The sequence below is a fragment of the Candidatus Tisiphia endosymbiont of Melanophora roralis genome, from assembly GCF_964026575.1.
In the GTDB taxonomy this organism is placed as follows: domain Bacteria; phylum Pseudomonadota; class Alphaproteobacteria; order Rickettsiales; family Rickettsiaceae; genus Tisiphia.
The window spans coordinates 1,002,830-1,017,887 of the sequence record NZ_OZ032161.1; the positions used below are offsets into that span (position 1 = coordinate 1,002,830).

Genomic DNA, 15,058 nt, shown 5'->3' on the forward strand with positions numbered 1-15,058 from the left:
CCTATACCACAGCGTCATTGCGAGCGTAAGCGAAGCAATCTAGGAAACAATCTATAGATAAATGATGTTACTGGATTGCTTCGTCGGCTTTACAGCCTCCTCGCAATGACGTATAGGGAAGCTGTATTTACTAACTTTCAACAGTTGTGGATGTCATCCTATATGGTATTATGCCGCCAATAATTGCTCCAACAGACTATTCGCTTCCTCTATAATATCTTTTCCTACCAATGTTTTGGTAAATACTAACTTAGTATCCGGTTTTATTTTGGTTTGCTGAGGATATTTTATAACAAAATTTCTAATCTTATCAGCTATATCTGATTCTTTATAAAATTTTAAAACAAATCCTCGATCACCAGAGTCTAAATTTTCAATATTAAGCTTACTGCATTTATGCTTTATTTTTACTATATTAAGTAGATTATTAAACTCTGATGGGATAGGACCAAAACGGTCAACCATTTCGTCCTTAAAATTTTCAATATCTATATCATCAATTAAATTTCCAACTCTTCTGTACAAACTTAGTTTAAGAGCAGAATCTGCAATATAATTATCGGAAATGAAAACAGGTAATCCCAAATTAATTATTGGAACAAAAGCTTTTGGCTGCTCAATAACTTCATCCTTAAGAATTGCTATTTGTTCATCTAACATCTCCTGATAAAGCTCCACTCCTACTTCTTTAATCTGTCCAGACTGCTCTTCTCCTACCAAGTTACCAAAACCACGTAAATCCATATCATGGCTGGCAATGGTAAAACCAGAACCAAGAGTACAACTACTCTGCATTATTTCTAGACGTTTTATTGAATGTGCGGTCATTTTCTTATAATTAGCTAAGGTTAAATAGGCATAACCTCTGACTTTACTTCGTCCTATCCTACCTCTGAGCTGATATAACTGACTCAAACCAAGCATATCAGATTTATGAATAATCATTGTATTAGCTTCGGCAATATCTATACCTGACTCAATTATTGTGGTAGAAACGAGTATGTCAAACTTACCATCACAAAATTCACTCATAATCTCATCTACTTTGGCAGCTGGCATTTGGCCATGAGCAACTTTGTACTTTAGTTCAGGTACACCTTCCTGTAAGTATCTCTCTATATCCGGGATGTCCTTAATTCTAGGCACTACATAGAAACTTCTACCACCACGGAAACGTTCTCTAAGTAAAGCATCTCTAATAATCACCGGATCAAACGGCATAACTGTTGTCCGAACTTCTAGCCTATCAATCGGTGGTGTGGCAATGATACTAAGGTCTTTCAGCCCTACCATAGACATCTGCATTGTACGAGGAATTGGGGTCGCCGAAAGAGATAGAACATGCATTGTAGTTCTTAGTTTCTTTAAATGTTCCTTTTGAGCAACACCAAAATGTTGTTCTTCATCAATTATTAATAATCTTAGGTTACTAAATTCTATATTCTTACTCAGCAAGACATGTGTACCAATTATTATATTAGCTGTACCATTTTTGATTTGTTCTTTAACCATTTTAGCCTCGCTATTGGTAACTAGACTAGATAATTGTACTATATTCAGCCCTAAATCCTTAAATCTTTTGCGAAATCTTAAATAATGCTGCTTACCTAGAATAGTAGTTGGTACGACAATGGCTACTTGAGGGGGGACGTCACAGTTTGATTTAGCTACCATAAAAGTTGCCCTTATGGCCACTTCAGTTTTTCCAAAACCAACATCACCACAAATTAATCTATCCATTAAAAGACCTGAGTCAAAATCTTTTCTAATATCATTTATGGCATTTAATTGATCTTCAGTTTCGGTATATTTAAATCTCTGACAGAATTTGTCATATTCTTCATGATCAAACTCTATTGGATTAGTTACAGTTAATTTCCTCTTAGCAGCTATTGCTAATAATTGTTCGGCAATTTCTGTAATACGATTCTTGAGCTTAGCCTTACTTCTTTGCCAGCTACTGCTACCTAACTTGGCCAGCTGTGCTTCACTACTACCATATTTCTTAATTAACTCTATATTCTCAACAGGAATATATAATTTATCATTATTCTCATATAAAATTTTTAGGAAATCATGAGCTTTGCCTTTAACATCTAGTGTTTCAACATTAAGAAATTGACCAATACCATGATCCTTATGAACAACTAACTCTCCTTCACCTAAATTATCTAATTCCATTAGAATGTTTTTAAGCTTACGTTTAGCACCTTGCTGGCGAACGTTTGCCGCACTTTTCCCTAAAATATCGTGAGCTGCAATAAACAAATATCTATCACTATAAAATCCTTGACTCAGTTGGACATATGCAAGATTTATCACACCAATTTTTGCCTGTTGTAGATTGTCTATCTCGATATATTCTCGTGAGTAGCTATTTATCAAGCTCTTCAGTCTTTCCAAATTACTTTTAGACTGACAAAAAATAATTGGTATTTTAGTATTATTGTTCTCTATAATCTCAAATAGCTTATCAAAAACTGTCTTATCCTCAATAAAACTAGTGGCAATAATTTTTTCTAATGAATATGCATAAGATGAATCTTCAGGAGTAATTAAAATATTCTTATCCTGTTCTAGTAAAGTTTGTATTTCCTGACTGGTAAAGTAAATCTGCTCAGGAGGCAACGCAGGATAGAATGTGTTTAATTTTATTTTATTAGACTCAATGCGGGATTTGTAAAGATCTGTATAATTATTCTCCTGCTCAAGAATTGATTGTAACGACAAATTATCATAAATAATAATAGGATCATCTAAATAATTAATTAAACTACTGAAAGAATTATAGAATAAAGGAGATAAATGTTCATATCCTTGAAATTTTTTTCCTTCAGTTATTGATTCATATAAAGGGCTATTCACGTAATTAACACCAAAAGCTTTTAGATAATTATCTCTAAAATTCTTTATTGTTTCTAGATTTAATATTACCTCACTGGCAGAATTAATTATTAGCTCCGTGCAGCTATTAGTAGAAATTTGACTATCAATATCAAATTCTCTTATTGACTCTATGTGATCCCAACTAAAATTAATACGATAGCCCTTATACCCTGGTAAAATTATATCTACTATCTCTCCTCTTACTGAAAATTCGCCACTATCAATGCTACTACTACTCCTTGTAAAACCATTATGTACTAGGAACTCAGCGAGCTTACCCGCTGAAAACTTCATTTTATTATGTAATTTCAGAAAAGACTTAACTAGGAATTCCGAAGGCGGTAATTTGCTCAGTAAATTCACCGCATTAGTAACTACCAATTTTTTTTCATTATTAGTTGCTAAATAACTTAGTGTATTAGCTCTTTCTGATAAAATGTTAGACTGGGGTGAAATGCGATCATATGGTATAGTATCAAAACTAGGAAAATATAATATATTACTAGTCTTAATGCTTTGTGCAAAAAATAATAACTGTTTATGGCTATTAATTGCATCATCTTCACTAGCAAAAATAAGTAAAATATTCTTGGTTGGTTTATTTGAGAAATACTCATTAGCAAAAAAACTTTTTGCACTGAGTGGTAGAGGTTGTTGTATCATTGTTTATTAAGCTTATAGGCGGTTAATATCAAAATTAAGTATTTGTAACATCACTTTTGACTTTAAGTGAACAGGAGGAGTTGTTTTATTGGTAATCCAATCATAAATATCTATATCATTTTGATTAAGTATTAAAGCAAAATCTGTTAAACTATCTATGTCCATATTAGCAAGAAATTGTTCAGCAAATTTACCTAATATTAACCCGGTTTCTTTGCAACCACGATTTTTGCTTTGGTATAGTAATTTTTTAGTTAGGAATGCCTTTTTTAAATAGTCCATATTGATAATCTTACAAAAAAATATCATAATATGATTCAGATAGTTTGACAATTACCAAATATAAAATATAAATTGTATATGTAGTATATACTCAAATTTAATTAGTCTAAATCTTGTTCTTATTCAATAAATTTTAATATATTCAAAAAAATGCAGATGCCTATAAGTATCAAAAATATATCTTCCTTAGAAGCTTATAAGTTGCTAGGAATGGATAAGTGTACCATTGTTGTTGATGTTAGAACTACTGAAGAATGGCAAAAAATAGGTATTCCAAAGCTTGATAAAGATCAAGTACTTTTTCTTAGCTGGCGTTTATTGCCTGATATGTCCTTAAATCATGAATTTAACAACCAGTTCATATCGAAAGTCAGGAATAAAAATAATGTATTATTCCTTTGCCGTTCAGGTGTACGATCTCATGAAGCGGCATCGTGTGCTGGTGGTTTAGGTTATCCAAACTGCTACAACATCATTGATGGTTTTGAAGGAGGAGATAATGGAGCTGGTTGGAAACAAAATAATTTACCATGGCAAGTTCTGTGAATACTAACCAAAATCAATTGACTGTAGAAAAGGAAGTAGCTCATTATAGAGATATTTGGCAGCATGTTTGTTCTGATCTTAATAAACATTATGGTGAGTCTTTGTATAAAAGTTGGTTCAGTAAGATTAACTTTCTAGAAGCTTCTACTACTACTGTTATACTTTCTACACCAACAAATTTTATTCGAGATTGGATAAAATCAAGATATGCACGTGATATATTGCAATCTTGGCAGTCCTATGACAAAGATATTAAATCAATTGAGATAGTTACTAAAGAATTACTAGAACAAAATCCAAATATACCTGAATATTTAGCAAAAATTCCATCAATAAAAGAAGGAATGGATATCAATTCCGAAGGCATTTTTTCAGCATTAGACTTACGATTTACTTTTGAAAATTTTGTAGTTGGTGGACCAAATGAGTTAGCATATGCAGCCTCTAGAGCAGTTGCTGAATCAGAGAGTGCCGTAGCTGAATCTAACCCCTTATTTTTGTATGGGGGTGTTGGCCTTGGTAAGACACACTTAATGCATGCTATTGCTTGGTATATAAGACATAATAACCCGACTCGCAAAGTAATTTACATGTCGGCAGAAAAGTTTATGTATCAATTCATCAAAGCACTTCGTAATAAAGATGTTATGTCCTTTAAAGAAGAATTTCGTTCAGTTGACGTGCTAATGATCGATGATATTCAATTTATATCTGGTAAAGATAGTACTCAAGAAGAGTTTTTTCATACTTTCAATGCTTTGATTGATAATAATCGTCAAATGGTTATATCATGTGACCGTTCACCGTCTGATTTAGATAATATTGAAGAGCGGATTAAGTCTAGGCTTGGTTGGGGATTGGTTGCAGATGTTCACAGTACTACTTATGAACTAAGATTGGGAATATTAGAATCTAAGCTTGAACAGATGAATATTCACATACCTAAAAATGTTGTAGAATTCTTGGCATCAAAAATAACGTCAAATGTTAGAGAGTTAGAGGGGGCTCTTAATAAAGTTATTGCTCATTCAACTTTAGTTGGTAGGGAGATAACTTTAGAAAATACCCAAAATATTTTACGTGACTTACTACGTTCCAATGAAAGAATTATAACGATTGAAGATATTCAAAGAAAAGTAGCTGATCGTTATAATATTAAATTTTCTGATATGTCTTCTCCTAGACGTATTCGCTCAATAGCTAGACCAAGGCAAGTAGCTATGTATTTAAGTAAAACATTAACCCCAAAAAGCCTTACTGATATTGGTAAGAAATTTGGTAAGAAAGATCATACTACAATAATGCATGCCATCAAAAAAGTAGAAGAATTATGTGAAATTGATGCAGAATTTCGAGAGGAACTTAGTCTGTTAATGAAGATACTGCAAAACTAGATTACTATGAATTTAAAGAAAAGCACGTTTCCCATAATAGAAATATTGTCTTATCCCAAATTCGCGTATCTTGAAAATATATTAGACTTACCTAAATAACTTATCTATATTAGAGGTATATAAGCTATATTAAACTCATAAATTAAAAAAGCGGAATCATGTCAGGGGAAGTTGGAAAAAAAGAATTAAACTGTTCTTTTTGTGGTAAAAATCAATATGAAGTAATAAAATTAATTGCTGGACCAACAGTATTTATTTGTAATGAATGTATTGAACTTTGCCGTGATATTATAAAAGAAGAGACTAAAGTAACTCTTAAACAAGTTGCCTCTTTAATTCCAACACCACAAAGAATTTTTTCTACTCTTAATGATTACGTAATTGGTCAAGATCAAGCAAAAAAAGTCTTATCAGTTGCGGTATATAATCACTATAAACGATTAGAATATATCGAGTCAGGTAATAATGATGTCGAATTAAATAAATCAAATATCCTAATTATTGGCTCTACTGGCTCTGGTAAAACCCTTTTGGCACAAACCTTAGCAAAAATTCTTGATGTACCTTTCACTATGGCAGATGCCACTTCTTTAACCGAAGCTGGCTATGTTGGTGAAGATGTTGAAAATATCTTGCTAAGATTATTACAAGCAGCAGACTTTAATATAGCCAAAGCCCAACGAGGCATTGTTTATATAGATGAAGTAGATAAAATCGCTAGAAAATCTGAAAACCCTTCCATAACAAGAGATGTATCGGGAGAAGGAGTCCAACAAGCATTACTTAAAATCATGGAAGGAACTATTGCTTCTGTTCCCCCCCAAGGTGGCAGAAAACACCCACAGCAAGATTTTGTTCAAGTAGATACTTCCAATATTTTGTTCATATGCGGTGGAGCTTTCATGGGGATAGATAATATCATTAATGCCCGTACTGCTCAAAGTTCGATTGGTTTTGCGGCAAATGTCCAATCAAAACAAGAAAAAAAACACAGTGAAATACTCAAATCATTAGAAATTGAAGATCTAGTAAAGTTTGGGTTAATTCCAGAATTCATCGGTAGGCTTCCAGTAGTAGCAACTTTAGATGACCTAGACAAAGCATCTTTGGTGGCAATTTTAACTCAACCCAAAAATGCTGTTATCAAGCAATATCATAAATTATTTGAGTTAGACGATGTTGAACTATCAATTGATAATGATGCTTTAGAAGGAATAGCCGAGAAAGCACTGGCACGAAAAACCGGAGCTAGAGGCCTTAGATCGATAATTGAGACACTGCTACTTGACAGCATGTATAATGTTACCAATCTGAAAAAAATGCATGTACATATTTCAAAAGATGTTATAGATGGCAAAGCTACCCCCATAGTTACACCAAAAAACTACGGAAAAGCTACTAAAAAACGTATAGCGGTTTAGAATAAATAATTTATTAATTAATAATTGATATTCTTTCTACAAATAATTATAATTTCCTTTATATTTTAAAATTAATAGAGGATTATATATGATAAATAATGATGCAACAATAAATAATGATAATGATGCAATAATTATTCAAAGAATAATAAACCAGAATTGTTTGCATCCCCAATATGCAGCAGCTTTAAAAAAAGCCCTTATGGATTATTTCAGAAATAACGGTGATAATAATTTTAATGCTAACAACAGGGTAGAGGATAATGATTTAAATGTTAACAACCAAAATGTTGGCAACTTTACTACTACAGAGGTAGCTAGTCTTAATACATCTGATGCCACACTACCACTAGCAGGAGAAGCCGCACATCCTACAGAATAACTACAAATACTACCGCTTCAAGAGCTGTAAAAACAGCTCTTGAAGTTAGTTGCAATGTAATTAAAAAGGTTTTACTAATTTGTCATAAAGTAACATGATTCCCGTAGAAAAAAAATGGGGCAAATATACTCTTTACTTCCAATAATGAGGATTCATTACTAATTTCTTGTTGTAAATCTCCTCTGATTAAATCAAAGATTTCCTGTAAACTTTTACCACCATCTATCATTTGTTTAAAAACATATTTGGTATAATTAGAAATTGGTATAGTAATATTGATATCCTTTAATAATGAATTATTTAATAGACTTCTTTCGAAACTCGCTTATGCTGAGGGATTTGAAGGAGACGCGGAACCTCGACCCGCAGCGTACTCTAATGTACGTGAGGATTCGAGTACAGACGTCGCGTACAAATCACCAGCAGAAGTAGAGTTTCGAAAGAAGTCTAATGTAAAGTTAACCTCAAATATTGATGTAATAAGTTAATAGTAGGCTCAAGTAGTCATCGCCATTAGGGGTAACATCCATAACTGTCGAAAGTTAGTAAATATAGCTTCCCTAACCTGAATTCAATGTAACAAGTTACATCGAATTCAGTATTATATATAGAAACAATCAGGTTTGAAGCGCCTGCCCACCTGATTGTTAAAATATAATACTCCATTCAATATGTGATTTTAATAATTAAAATCACATATTGAATGATGAAAAAAGTTAAAATGCACCCGCGTCAGCCGCTTCAAGAGTGCATTTTTCCTTATAACAAAGCAAGTATCGATATAAGAATTATTAATTCTTATATCGAACTGAGGTTCCCTATACGTCTATTAGCGAGGAGGCAATGGAATCGCCAACGCGGCAATCTTGTTGTGAAGTAGGGACAAGTATTACTTCAAAAGATTGCTACAACGACGCTTTTCGCGGCTTCTCGCTAATAGACAGTTAAGGAAAAACTTGATTATCGAGTATAATGAGATATGCATAAACTAATACAGCTAATAAAATGGGAATACTTAATTCAAAATCGTATTAATAATCTTAGCAAATATCTATTTATATTTTTTTTATTTTGTATTTTCAGCACTGCTTTAATCAATGACCAAGTAGATATTAAGAAATTTGGGGTTATTTTTTCAGTAATTTTTTTACCAATAGCCCTAATTGGCTTCTCTAGTCTAATATTAAAGCAAGATGTGGAGGATGGAAGTTTAGAGTTACTATTATCCAGTTTCAGTGAGAGTGAAATTGTTACATCTAAATTATTTGCTATATTTTTTAGTTCACTTACTAGCTCTTTATTAAATATCCCAATAATTTATATTATTTTCGATCTTGATCTAATAACAGTAACCTATCTTTTTATCACTCTAACTTTGCTATTAACTTTGTCCAGTAGCCTACTAGTTTTAATTGGATCTATTCAAAGCTATTTTAGGTCAAATACTAACCTACTAGCAATATTAATCATGCCACTATTAATACCCAACATAATACTTACCGGTCTTGTTTTACAAAATCTTGAGAATATAAGTCTAATTTTTGTTATGATTGGTATCAATATGCTTCTTTTACCAACCATATTTTATCTCTCATCATATCTAATTAAGAATATTTACAACATTTAATTTATATTATACACCATACTGACCCCTGCACTAATAAAAAAATTGTTATTTTTTTATTATTCATGTAATTTAATCGTAGTTTTTTAACCATTTTTTGGTAGTTATATATGTGGCAAGCTTTAAGAAGACTAATAGCAGCTAACCCTATGGGGATGTTTTTATGGAGTATCATAGCTAAATGGTACTTTATGATAGCAGTTGCCTCTTTGATAGTATTATTTTGGGTAGCCAAGGGTCTTGAACAAATTGGATTTATAAAATATATGACCGATGCTACAATTGAAATTCTTGATACATCTAAATCAATTGCTCAAAATTGTACTACAAAATTAGGTCCCAACTTTGAGAGCTTAACCAATTTTTGGAAATGTTTAGGAGACCCACCAAAATACGAAATTAGAGAAGAAGAAACAGGGGAAAAAGTTTTAGAGGATGGATTAAATAAGTTATTGCCTAAAGATAAGACAGTACCGGAAATGCTTCCATATCGCAATCCTTATGATTCTCCTAACGACTCTACAGATAGTGATGGTAAATAAACCGATGGTAATTAACCTGAATTCGATGTAACTTGTTACATCGAATTCAGTATTATATATAGAAACAATCAGATTTGAGACGGCTCTGCATCTGATTCTCGATAATCAAGTTTTTCCTTAACTGTCTATTAGCGAGAAGCCAAGCCGCGAAAAGCAGCGTCGTAGCAATCTTTTGAAGTAATACTTGTCCCTACTTCACAAGATTGCCGCGTCGCCGCTTCCATCGCCTCTTCGCTAATAGACGTATCTTTTAATAATTCTAAAAAACTTGATTATCGAGTTAAACCTTTTCGAGTTAGCTATACTATAGTCAATTCAGGAGGATTTGGTGCTAGGAGCGATGGAGCGACGCCTATATGTAATAGGCGAGCGACGAGTGACGACGTCACCAACTTCTCATCAATTGACTATAAAACTAAATCAAACAATAATAAACCACATACAGCCAAGAAAACACGCCATGTACGACTGCCCATAATACAGAGTGGTTTATATTAAATGAAATAGCCATAGCAAGTGCCGCACCAAATGACACGCCATGCTGCATAACAATGTTTATTCTCCTCCTTGGTGGATAAATTCCATAATCTTCACGGTTCATTTTACTCATTTTTTTCCTCATATAATTCTAGAACAATTTATAACATAATTTATGCTTACCACTAAGTAGCAAAAAGAAATTTTTTTATATATGAATAGCCTTACCATAAGCCTGTAATACCGCTTCTCCCATCATTTCAGATAAAGTTGGATGTGGAAAAATGCTATTCATTAAATCAAGTTCCGTACCCTCCATAGTTCTAGTGATTACATAACCTTGAATTAGTTCGGTAACCTCTTCACCTATCAAATGAGCTCCTAACAATTCTCCAGTCTTTATATCAAAAATCGTTTTTATCATCCCTTCATTATAACCATCAACCAAGGCTTTACCGTTAGCGATAGATGGGAATCTGCCAATTTTTACTTGGTAACCAGCTTTTTTCGCTTGTTCTTCAGTAAGTCCTACACTAGCAATCTGTGGTGAGGAATAAGTACAGCCTGGAATATTACGTTTCTCTATAGGATGAGCCTTAAGACCCGCTATAGTTTCCGCAGCAATAATACCTTCATGACTTGCCTTGTGGGCAAGCCATGGTGCTGATGTTACATCACCTATTGCATAAATGCCTTCTTCCGAAGTTTGCATAAACTGATTGGTAATAATATGACCTCTATCTATTTTGATATTAGTTTCTTCTAAATTAAGGTTTTCCGTGTTACCAACTATACCAACGGCTATAAGCAAGATTTCAGCTTGTATCTTGTAATTTTTTCCATCTATCTCAACTTCAACTACAACATGGTCTTGGGTTTTGCTATGATTTAACAATTTGCTATTAGTATGAATTTTTATACCTTTCTTTTCAAAGATTTTTCGTGCCATTAAAGAAATTTCCTCATCTTCACTAGGTAAAATCCTATTTTGTGCTTCAATTACAGTGACATTTGTTCCTAAATCATTATAAAATGAAGCAAATTCTATACCAATCGCTCCTGATCCAACAATAATCATAGATTTTGGTAATTTATCAAGAACCATAGCCTCTTTGGAGGTAATAACTTGCTTACCATCCGGCTCAAATCCATCTAAGATTCTAGATCTTGCACCTGTTGCAATTATTATATCCTTGGCTTTAATCGAAATCTTTTGACCATTATTATTGATATCTACTACCTTGCCTGTTCCTAGCCTAGCCGTGCCATCAATTATCGTAACCTTATTTTTTTTTAGCAGAGATTTAATACCCGATGTTAACTGTGTCGATATATCTCTAGAACGCTGTACTATTTTTTTTAGGTCAAAACTTGCTTCACCTACTATAATACCATAATCTTTAGCATGTCTAATTTTTTGAAATAATTCAGCTGATTTAAGCAGTGCTTTTGTTGGGATACAACCCCAATTTAAGCAAACTCCTCCTAAATGCTCCTTCTCAATCAACACAACTTTTTTATTTAGTTGTGCGGCCCTAATCGCAGCCACGTAACCACCTGGTCCACCACCAATAATCGCTAGATCGTAATTTTCCATTAATATATCCACTCATTCTTTCTAGATTTCTTTTATAACTTAATTTAACGGAAGAGTCTATTATTGAAATTTATAACAAGTTTGATTTTTTATATACTCAAATGATTTGAAGAATTGGATTTGAAAATGAATGGTGAGCAAGCGGAACGTACATATAGTACGTGAGCATGCGAATCCATGATATTTTCAAAAAACAATTCTTCAAAGCAGAAGAGTATACCTTTATGAGTTAGGATACCTTCCTTATAACTCCAAAGATTAGATCACGACTGGCCGACGCAGAAGAAATATCCTTATGTAATAGAATATAATCTTTCCTTGAAAACCAACTATTTGGTAATTTTATTTTAGCAAATTCTAACCTAGACTTAGGATTTTTGACTTGAGATACTACATATATTAACATGATAGTATCATATGATACTATCATTGGCTATAAAATAATATTAGATTTTAAATACAGAGTAATTTGAACTTTGCAGCTATATAGGCTTAATAACGGCGTTGGGATGATAAGCGAGAGTCCTCTAGCCTCCGTAATTTCTAGTATTTAGATGTGCTAATATCGGTTTTAATCATATATTTCACGTCTATGTCCTACATTAATAACCAAAATCAGCGATTCGTTATTACTAATATTGCAAATAATTCTATAATCATCAACTCTGTAACGCCAAAGACCTTTCTTCTCTCCAACAAGACTTTTGCCAAAATCATGAGGATTAATAGAGATTCTGCTTTCCAAATAGTGAATTATACGTTGTTGTATATCTTTATTTAATTTTGAAAATTGTTTTCTACTACGATCCGTAAACAGAATACTATAAGCCATTTTCCTTTTTAATTTGATTTAATGAATAAGTTTTAAAACCATCGTTATAAAACTCATCTAAAGCTTGCCTGCCAATTGTAAGATCCTTTTGATCGACTAAATATAACTCTACAGCTTTTCTTAGTATATAGGCTTTACTACGGTCATGTACTTTAGCAAAAGCTTCAATTTGTTCATTTAACTGATCATCTACGTTAAAAGATAAAGTATGCATAATTAAGTTACTCTTAATAAATTTAATTAACTATTATTATCAATATACTATATTAATAATAATTTTTAAATTAGATTTTAAACATGAAACATCAGCAGATTACTTTAGATAAACTAGGGGCTGATATTGACATTCCAGTAAGATATAGTAATAAAGCCAAACGAATTAGCATTAGAATAAACCACAAAGGAGCTGAATTAGTTTTACCTAATAAAAATTTTAATACAGGATATAAGTTTTTATTAGAAAAAGAATCTTGGGTTAGGCAAAAACTGCAAAAATTTTTAAACAAGCCCCCCTTTGATTATAACACAATAACAGTCTTTGACGAAGTATATTCGTTATTAAATATTGATGCAGATTATGAAAAAGTACAAATCACAGATGATGTTATTCAAATATATTCTTTACCCTCACAACACAAAAGTACTTTAGTAAGGTTTTTGAAAGATATGTTGTTACTAGAAACCGCAAAACTTGCTACTCTTCTAGCGAAAGAACATAATATAAACTTTACTAAAATTAAAATTATGAATAATAAGAGCAAATGGGGAAGTTGCTCTAGTAAGGCTGTACTTGCTTTTAATTGGCGTCTTATTTTTGCTCCAAAAAAAATATTAAAATACTTAGTGGTCCATGAAATATGTCATATAATTGAAATGAATCACAGTCCTCATTTTTGGAATTTAGTAGCAAAACTTTATCCAGACTATAAGTTGGCTAAATTATGGCTTAAGGAAAATGGCAATAATCTCCATCAATATTTGCAATAATCCGTAACTTACGGCTTTTTAATTAGAATTTTCATTATTTACTTATTAATTGATCAAAATATTTAATAATTTGTGCTAAATCCTGTACACCATTATAGTTAAGATTTTTAAAATTGTTAGGATCAGGTAGGTGATCGATATATTCCTCACTTAACCTTAGAAAAAACACCTGTCTATTGGAGTCGCCAGTAAAATGAAAATTTGCTATACCTATGCCTTCTAAAGTTGGCATATCACGATCATCACCTACTGTTATCACTTGTTCTTTTGTTTTATCAATTACAATAGTTGTATGCCCACTTACTCCCACGCTAGTTGCTGGTAAGTGATCTGAATTAAACTCTCTAAAAAAATAAATATCACCTATTTGTACATCTGCAGGTTGTACTGGTCTATATAACGGTATCAAACTAGCCTGCTTAGAATCTTTCCAAGGTTGAGGAATAAACCCACCCATATAGGATCTATATATACATAGCTCATCAGAGGTATCTAATGCTACAGGTACGGATGTCACTAAATCAACGAAAGACGAACAATCTTGCGGCTCAAATGTTTTGCCTTTAGGATACAAACTCTCTTCATCTAGTGAGCCACCAAATGAATAACCACTATGCACAAAACCAAAACCATTAATACCGTTTTTAATATAATGCCAGCTATAGTTTGGTGGTATAACAACGCTAGATGGTATAGCAATTACATGAGTGATCGCGGAATTAAATATATCAATTGCATTAATATTAGTTCTCTTTCGAAACTCTACTTCTGCTGGTAATTTATTCGTCGCTCCGGTACTCGAATCCTCACGTACATCATCGTCCGCTGCGGTTCTGCGTTCCGTGGCTTCTTTAAATTCCTCAGCATAAGCGAGTTTCGAAAGAGAACTATTATTTAAAGCAAAATATATATACCATATTGCACAAGAGCTAAAAGTAGTTTTAGAAGTACCATAATACCCTTGGCTTCTTAAAATAGGTAAATTATCTCCAATATTATTATTATAATCATTTGGCAATACACCATTTGCTATTTTTATGATATTGGCTTCATCATTGATAAATAACTGATTAACCCCACTTAGCACTTCTTGCATTTTGTTATATTGAATTCCCGGTGGTAAATTATCATTGTTTACAACAAGACTATTAATACTTACAATATTCTCTAAATCATTTGCTAATTTATCCTTTACACTCTTAATTAAAGTACTGTCAGTAATAGTCTGTTTTTGTTTGTCCCATAATATTTTATTTTCAGCTAGAATCTTATTTTGCTCATTACATAATGCATGTTGATAAGCTCTAGCTTTATATATTGCAATTAACGCAATTAATTTATTATTTTCCATTATATTATCTCCTAGAACTGTTTGTAGATATCAAGAGTTGATTATAAAACATAACTATATTATTGATCAATATA

The 15,058-nt window shown here is 32.3% G+C and carries 16 protein-coding genes and 1 pseudogene; 8 read left to right on the forward strand and 9 right to left on the reverse strand.

The features are described from left to right. Positions 1-168: 168 nt before the first annotated feature. Complete coding sequence (gene mfd / locus AAGD53_RS04840) at positions 169-3,549, reverse strand: transcription-repair coupling factor (protein WP_341762401.1); 3,381 nt, start codon at positions 3,547-3,549, stop codon at positions 169-171. A gap of 12 nt (positions 3,550-3,561) precedes the next feature. Then, entirely contained in the window at positions 3,562-3,858 is a 297-nt protein-coding gene (locus tag AAGD53_RS04845; protein ID WP_341762402.1) for a succinate dehydrogenase assembly factor 2, read from the reverse strand. A gap of 135 nt (positions 3,859-3,993) precedes the next feature. Here AAGD53_RS04845 and AAGD53_RS04850 point away from each other — a divergent pair, with 135 nt between their 5' ends. The 4 genes from AAGD53_RS04850 to AAGD53_RS04865 all read left to right on the forward strand — a co-directional run bounded on the left by AAGD53_RS04850 (position 3,994) and on the right by AAGD53_RS04865 (position 7,574). Beyond that, positions 3,994-4,377, forward strand: coding sequence for a rhodanese-like domain-containing protein (locus AAGD53_RS04850; protein WP_341763424.1), 384 nt, complete (start codon positions 3,994-3,996; stop codon positions 4,375-4,377). After that, entirely contained in the window at positions 4,362-5,771 is a 1,410-nt protein-coding gene (gene dnaA / locus AAGD53_RS04855; RefSeq protein ID WP_375331319.1) for a chromosomal replication initiator protein DnaA, read from the forward strand. The genes AAGD53_RS04850 and dnaA overlap by 16 nt, the downstream gene beginning before the upstream one ends. Positions 5,772-5,929: 158 nt before the next feature. Then, positions 5,930-7,192: an ATP-dependent Clp protease ATP-binding subunit ClpX gene (gene clpX, locus AAGD53_RS04860; RefSeq protein WP_341762403.1), complete on the forward strand. Its 1,263-nt coding sequence runs from the start codon at positions 5,930-5,932 to the stop codon at positions 7,190-7,192. 88 nt (positions 7,193-7,280) lie between these two features. After that, positions 7,281-7,574 carry a hypothetical protein gene (locus AAGD53_RS04865; protein ID WP_341762404.1) on the forward strand — a complete coding sequence of 98 codons (294 nt, stop codon included), beginning with the start codon at positions 7,281-7,283 and terminating at the stop codon, positions 7,572-7,574. Between the two features lie 82 nt (positions 7,575-7,656). On the opposite strand, the gene AAGD53_RS04870 is transcribed toward AAGD53_RS04865, so the two are convergent. Continuing rightward, a complete protein-coding gene (locus tag AAGD53_RS04870; protein WP_341760835.1) occupies positions 7,657-7,803 on the reverse strand; it encodes a hypothetical protein in 147 nt (48 codons plus the stop codon). Between the two features lie 46 nt (positions 7,804-7,849). Here AAGD53_RS04870 and AAGD53_RS04875 point away from each other — a divergent pair, with 46 nt between their 5' ends. The 3 genes from AAGD53_RS04875 to AAGD53_RS04885 all read left to right on the forward strand — a co-directional run bounded on the left by AAGD53_RS04875 (position 7,850) and on the right by AAGD53_RS04885 (position 9,740). Beyond that, positions 7,850-8,062: a palindromic element RPE1 domain-containing protein gene (locus AAGD53_RS04875; RefSeq protein WP_341762405.1), complete on the forward strand. Its 213-nt coding sequence runs from the start codon at positions 7,850-7,852 to the stop codon at positions 8,060-8,062. 491 nt (positions 8,063-8,553) lie between these two features. After that, positions 8,554-9,201, forward strand: a complete 648-nt coding sequence (locus AAGD53_RS04880) for a heme exporter protein CcmB (protein WP_341762406.1) — start codon at positions 8,554-8,556, stop codon at positions 9,199-9,201. Between the two features lie 107 nt (positions 9,202-9,308). Beyond that, positions 9,309-9,740, forward strand: a complete 432-nt coding sequence (locus tag AAGD53_RS04885; RefSeq protein WP_341762407.1) for a DUF2670 domain-containing protein — start codon at positions 9,309-9,311, stop codon at positions 9,738-9,740. Between the two features lie 415 nt (positions 9,741-10,155). Here the strand turns inward: AAGD53_RS04885 and AAGD53_RS04895 are convergent, their stop codons facing one another. The 5 genes and pseudogenes from AAGD53_RS04895 to AAGD53_RS04915 all read right to left on the reverse strand — a co-directional run bounded on the left by AAGD53_RS04895 (position 10,156) and on the right by AAGD53_RS04915 (position 12,860). Further along, complete coding sequence (locus AAGD53_RS04895) at positions 10,156-10,350, reverse strand: hypothetical protein (RefSeq protein ID WP_341762408.1); 195 nt, start codon at positions 10,348-10,350, stop codon at positions 10,156-10,158. Between the two features lie 75 nt (positions 10,351-10,425). Next, entirely contained in the window at positions 10,426-11,814 is a 1,389-nt protein-coding gene (gene lpdA, locus AAGD53_RS04900) for a dihydrolipoyl dehydrogenase (protein ID WP_341762409.1), read from the reverse strand. Between the two features lie 229 nt (positions 11,815-12,043). Next, positions 12,044-12,187 (reverse strand): annotated as a pseudogene (locus AAGD53_RS04905) (Fic family protein); the annotation flags it as partial. A gap of 198 nt (positions 12,188-12,385) precedes the next feature. Next, positions 12,386-12,646, reverse strand: a complete 261-nt coding sequence (locus tag AAGD53_RS04910) for a type II toxin-antitoxin system RelE family toxin (protein ID WP_341762410.1) — start codon at positions 12,644-12,646, stop codon at positions 12,386-12,388. Further along, positions 12,636-12,860, reverse strand: a complete 225-nt coding sequence (locus tag AAGD53_RS04915; protein ID WP_341762411.1) for a DUF6290 family protein — start codon at positions 12,858-12,860, stop codon at positions 12,636-12,638. Before AAGD53_RS04915 ends, AAGD53_RS04910 begins: the two co-directional genes overlap by 11 nt. Positions 12,861-12,943: 83 nt before the next feature. Between AAGD53_RS04915 and AAGD53_RS04920 the strand changes: the two genes are divergently transcribed. Then, complete coding sequence (locus AAGD53_RS04920; protein WP_341762412.1) at positions 12,944-13,633, forward strand: M48 family metallopeptidase; 690 nt, start codon at positions 12,944-12,946, stop codon at positions 13,631-13,633. Between the two features lie 34 nt (positions 13,634-13,667). Here AAGD53_RS04920 and AAGD53_RS04925 read toward each other — a convergent pair whose 3' ends face one another. Next, a complete protein-coding gene (locus tag AAGD53_RS04925) occupies positions 13,668-14,984 on the reverse strand; it encodes a palindromic element RPE1 domain-containing protein (protein ID WP_341762413.1) in 1,317 nt (438 codons plus the stop codon). Between the last annotated feature and the right edge of the window lie 74 nt (positions 14,985-15,058).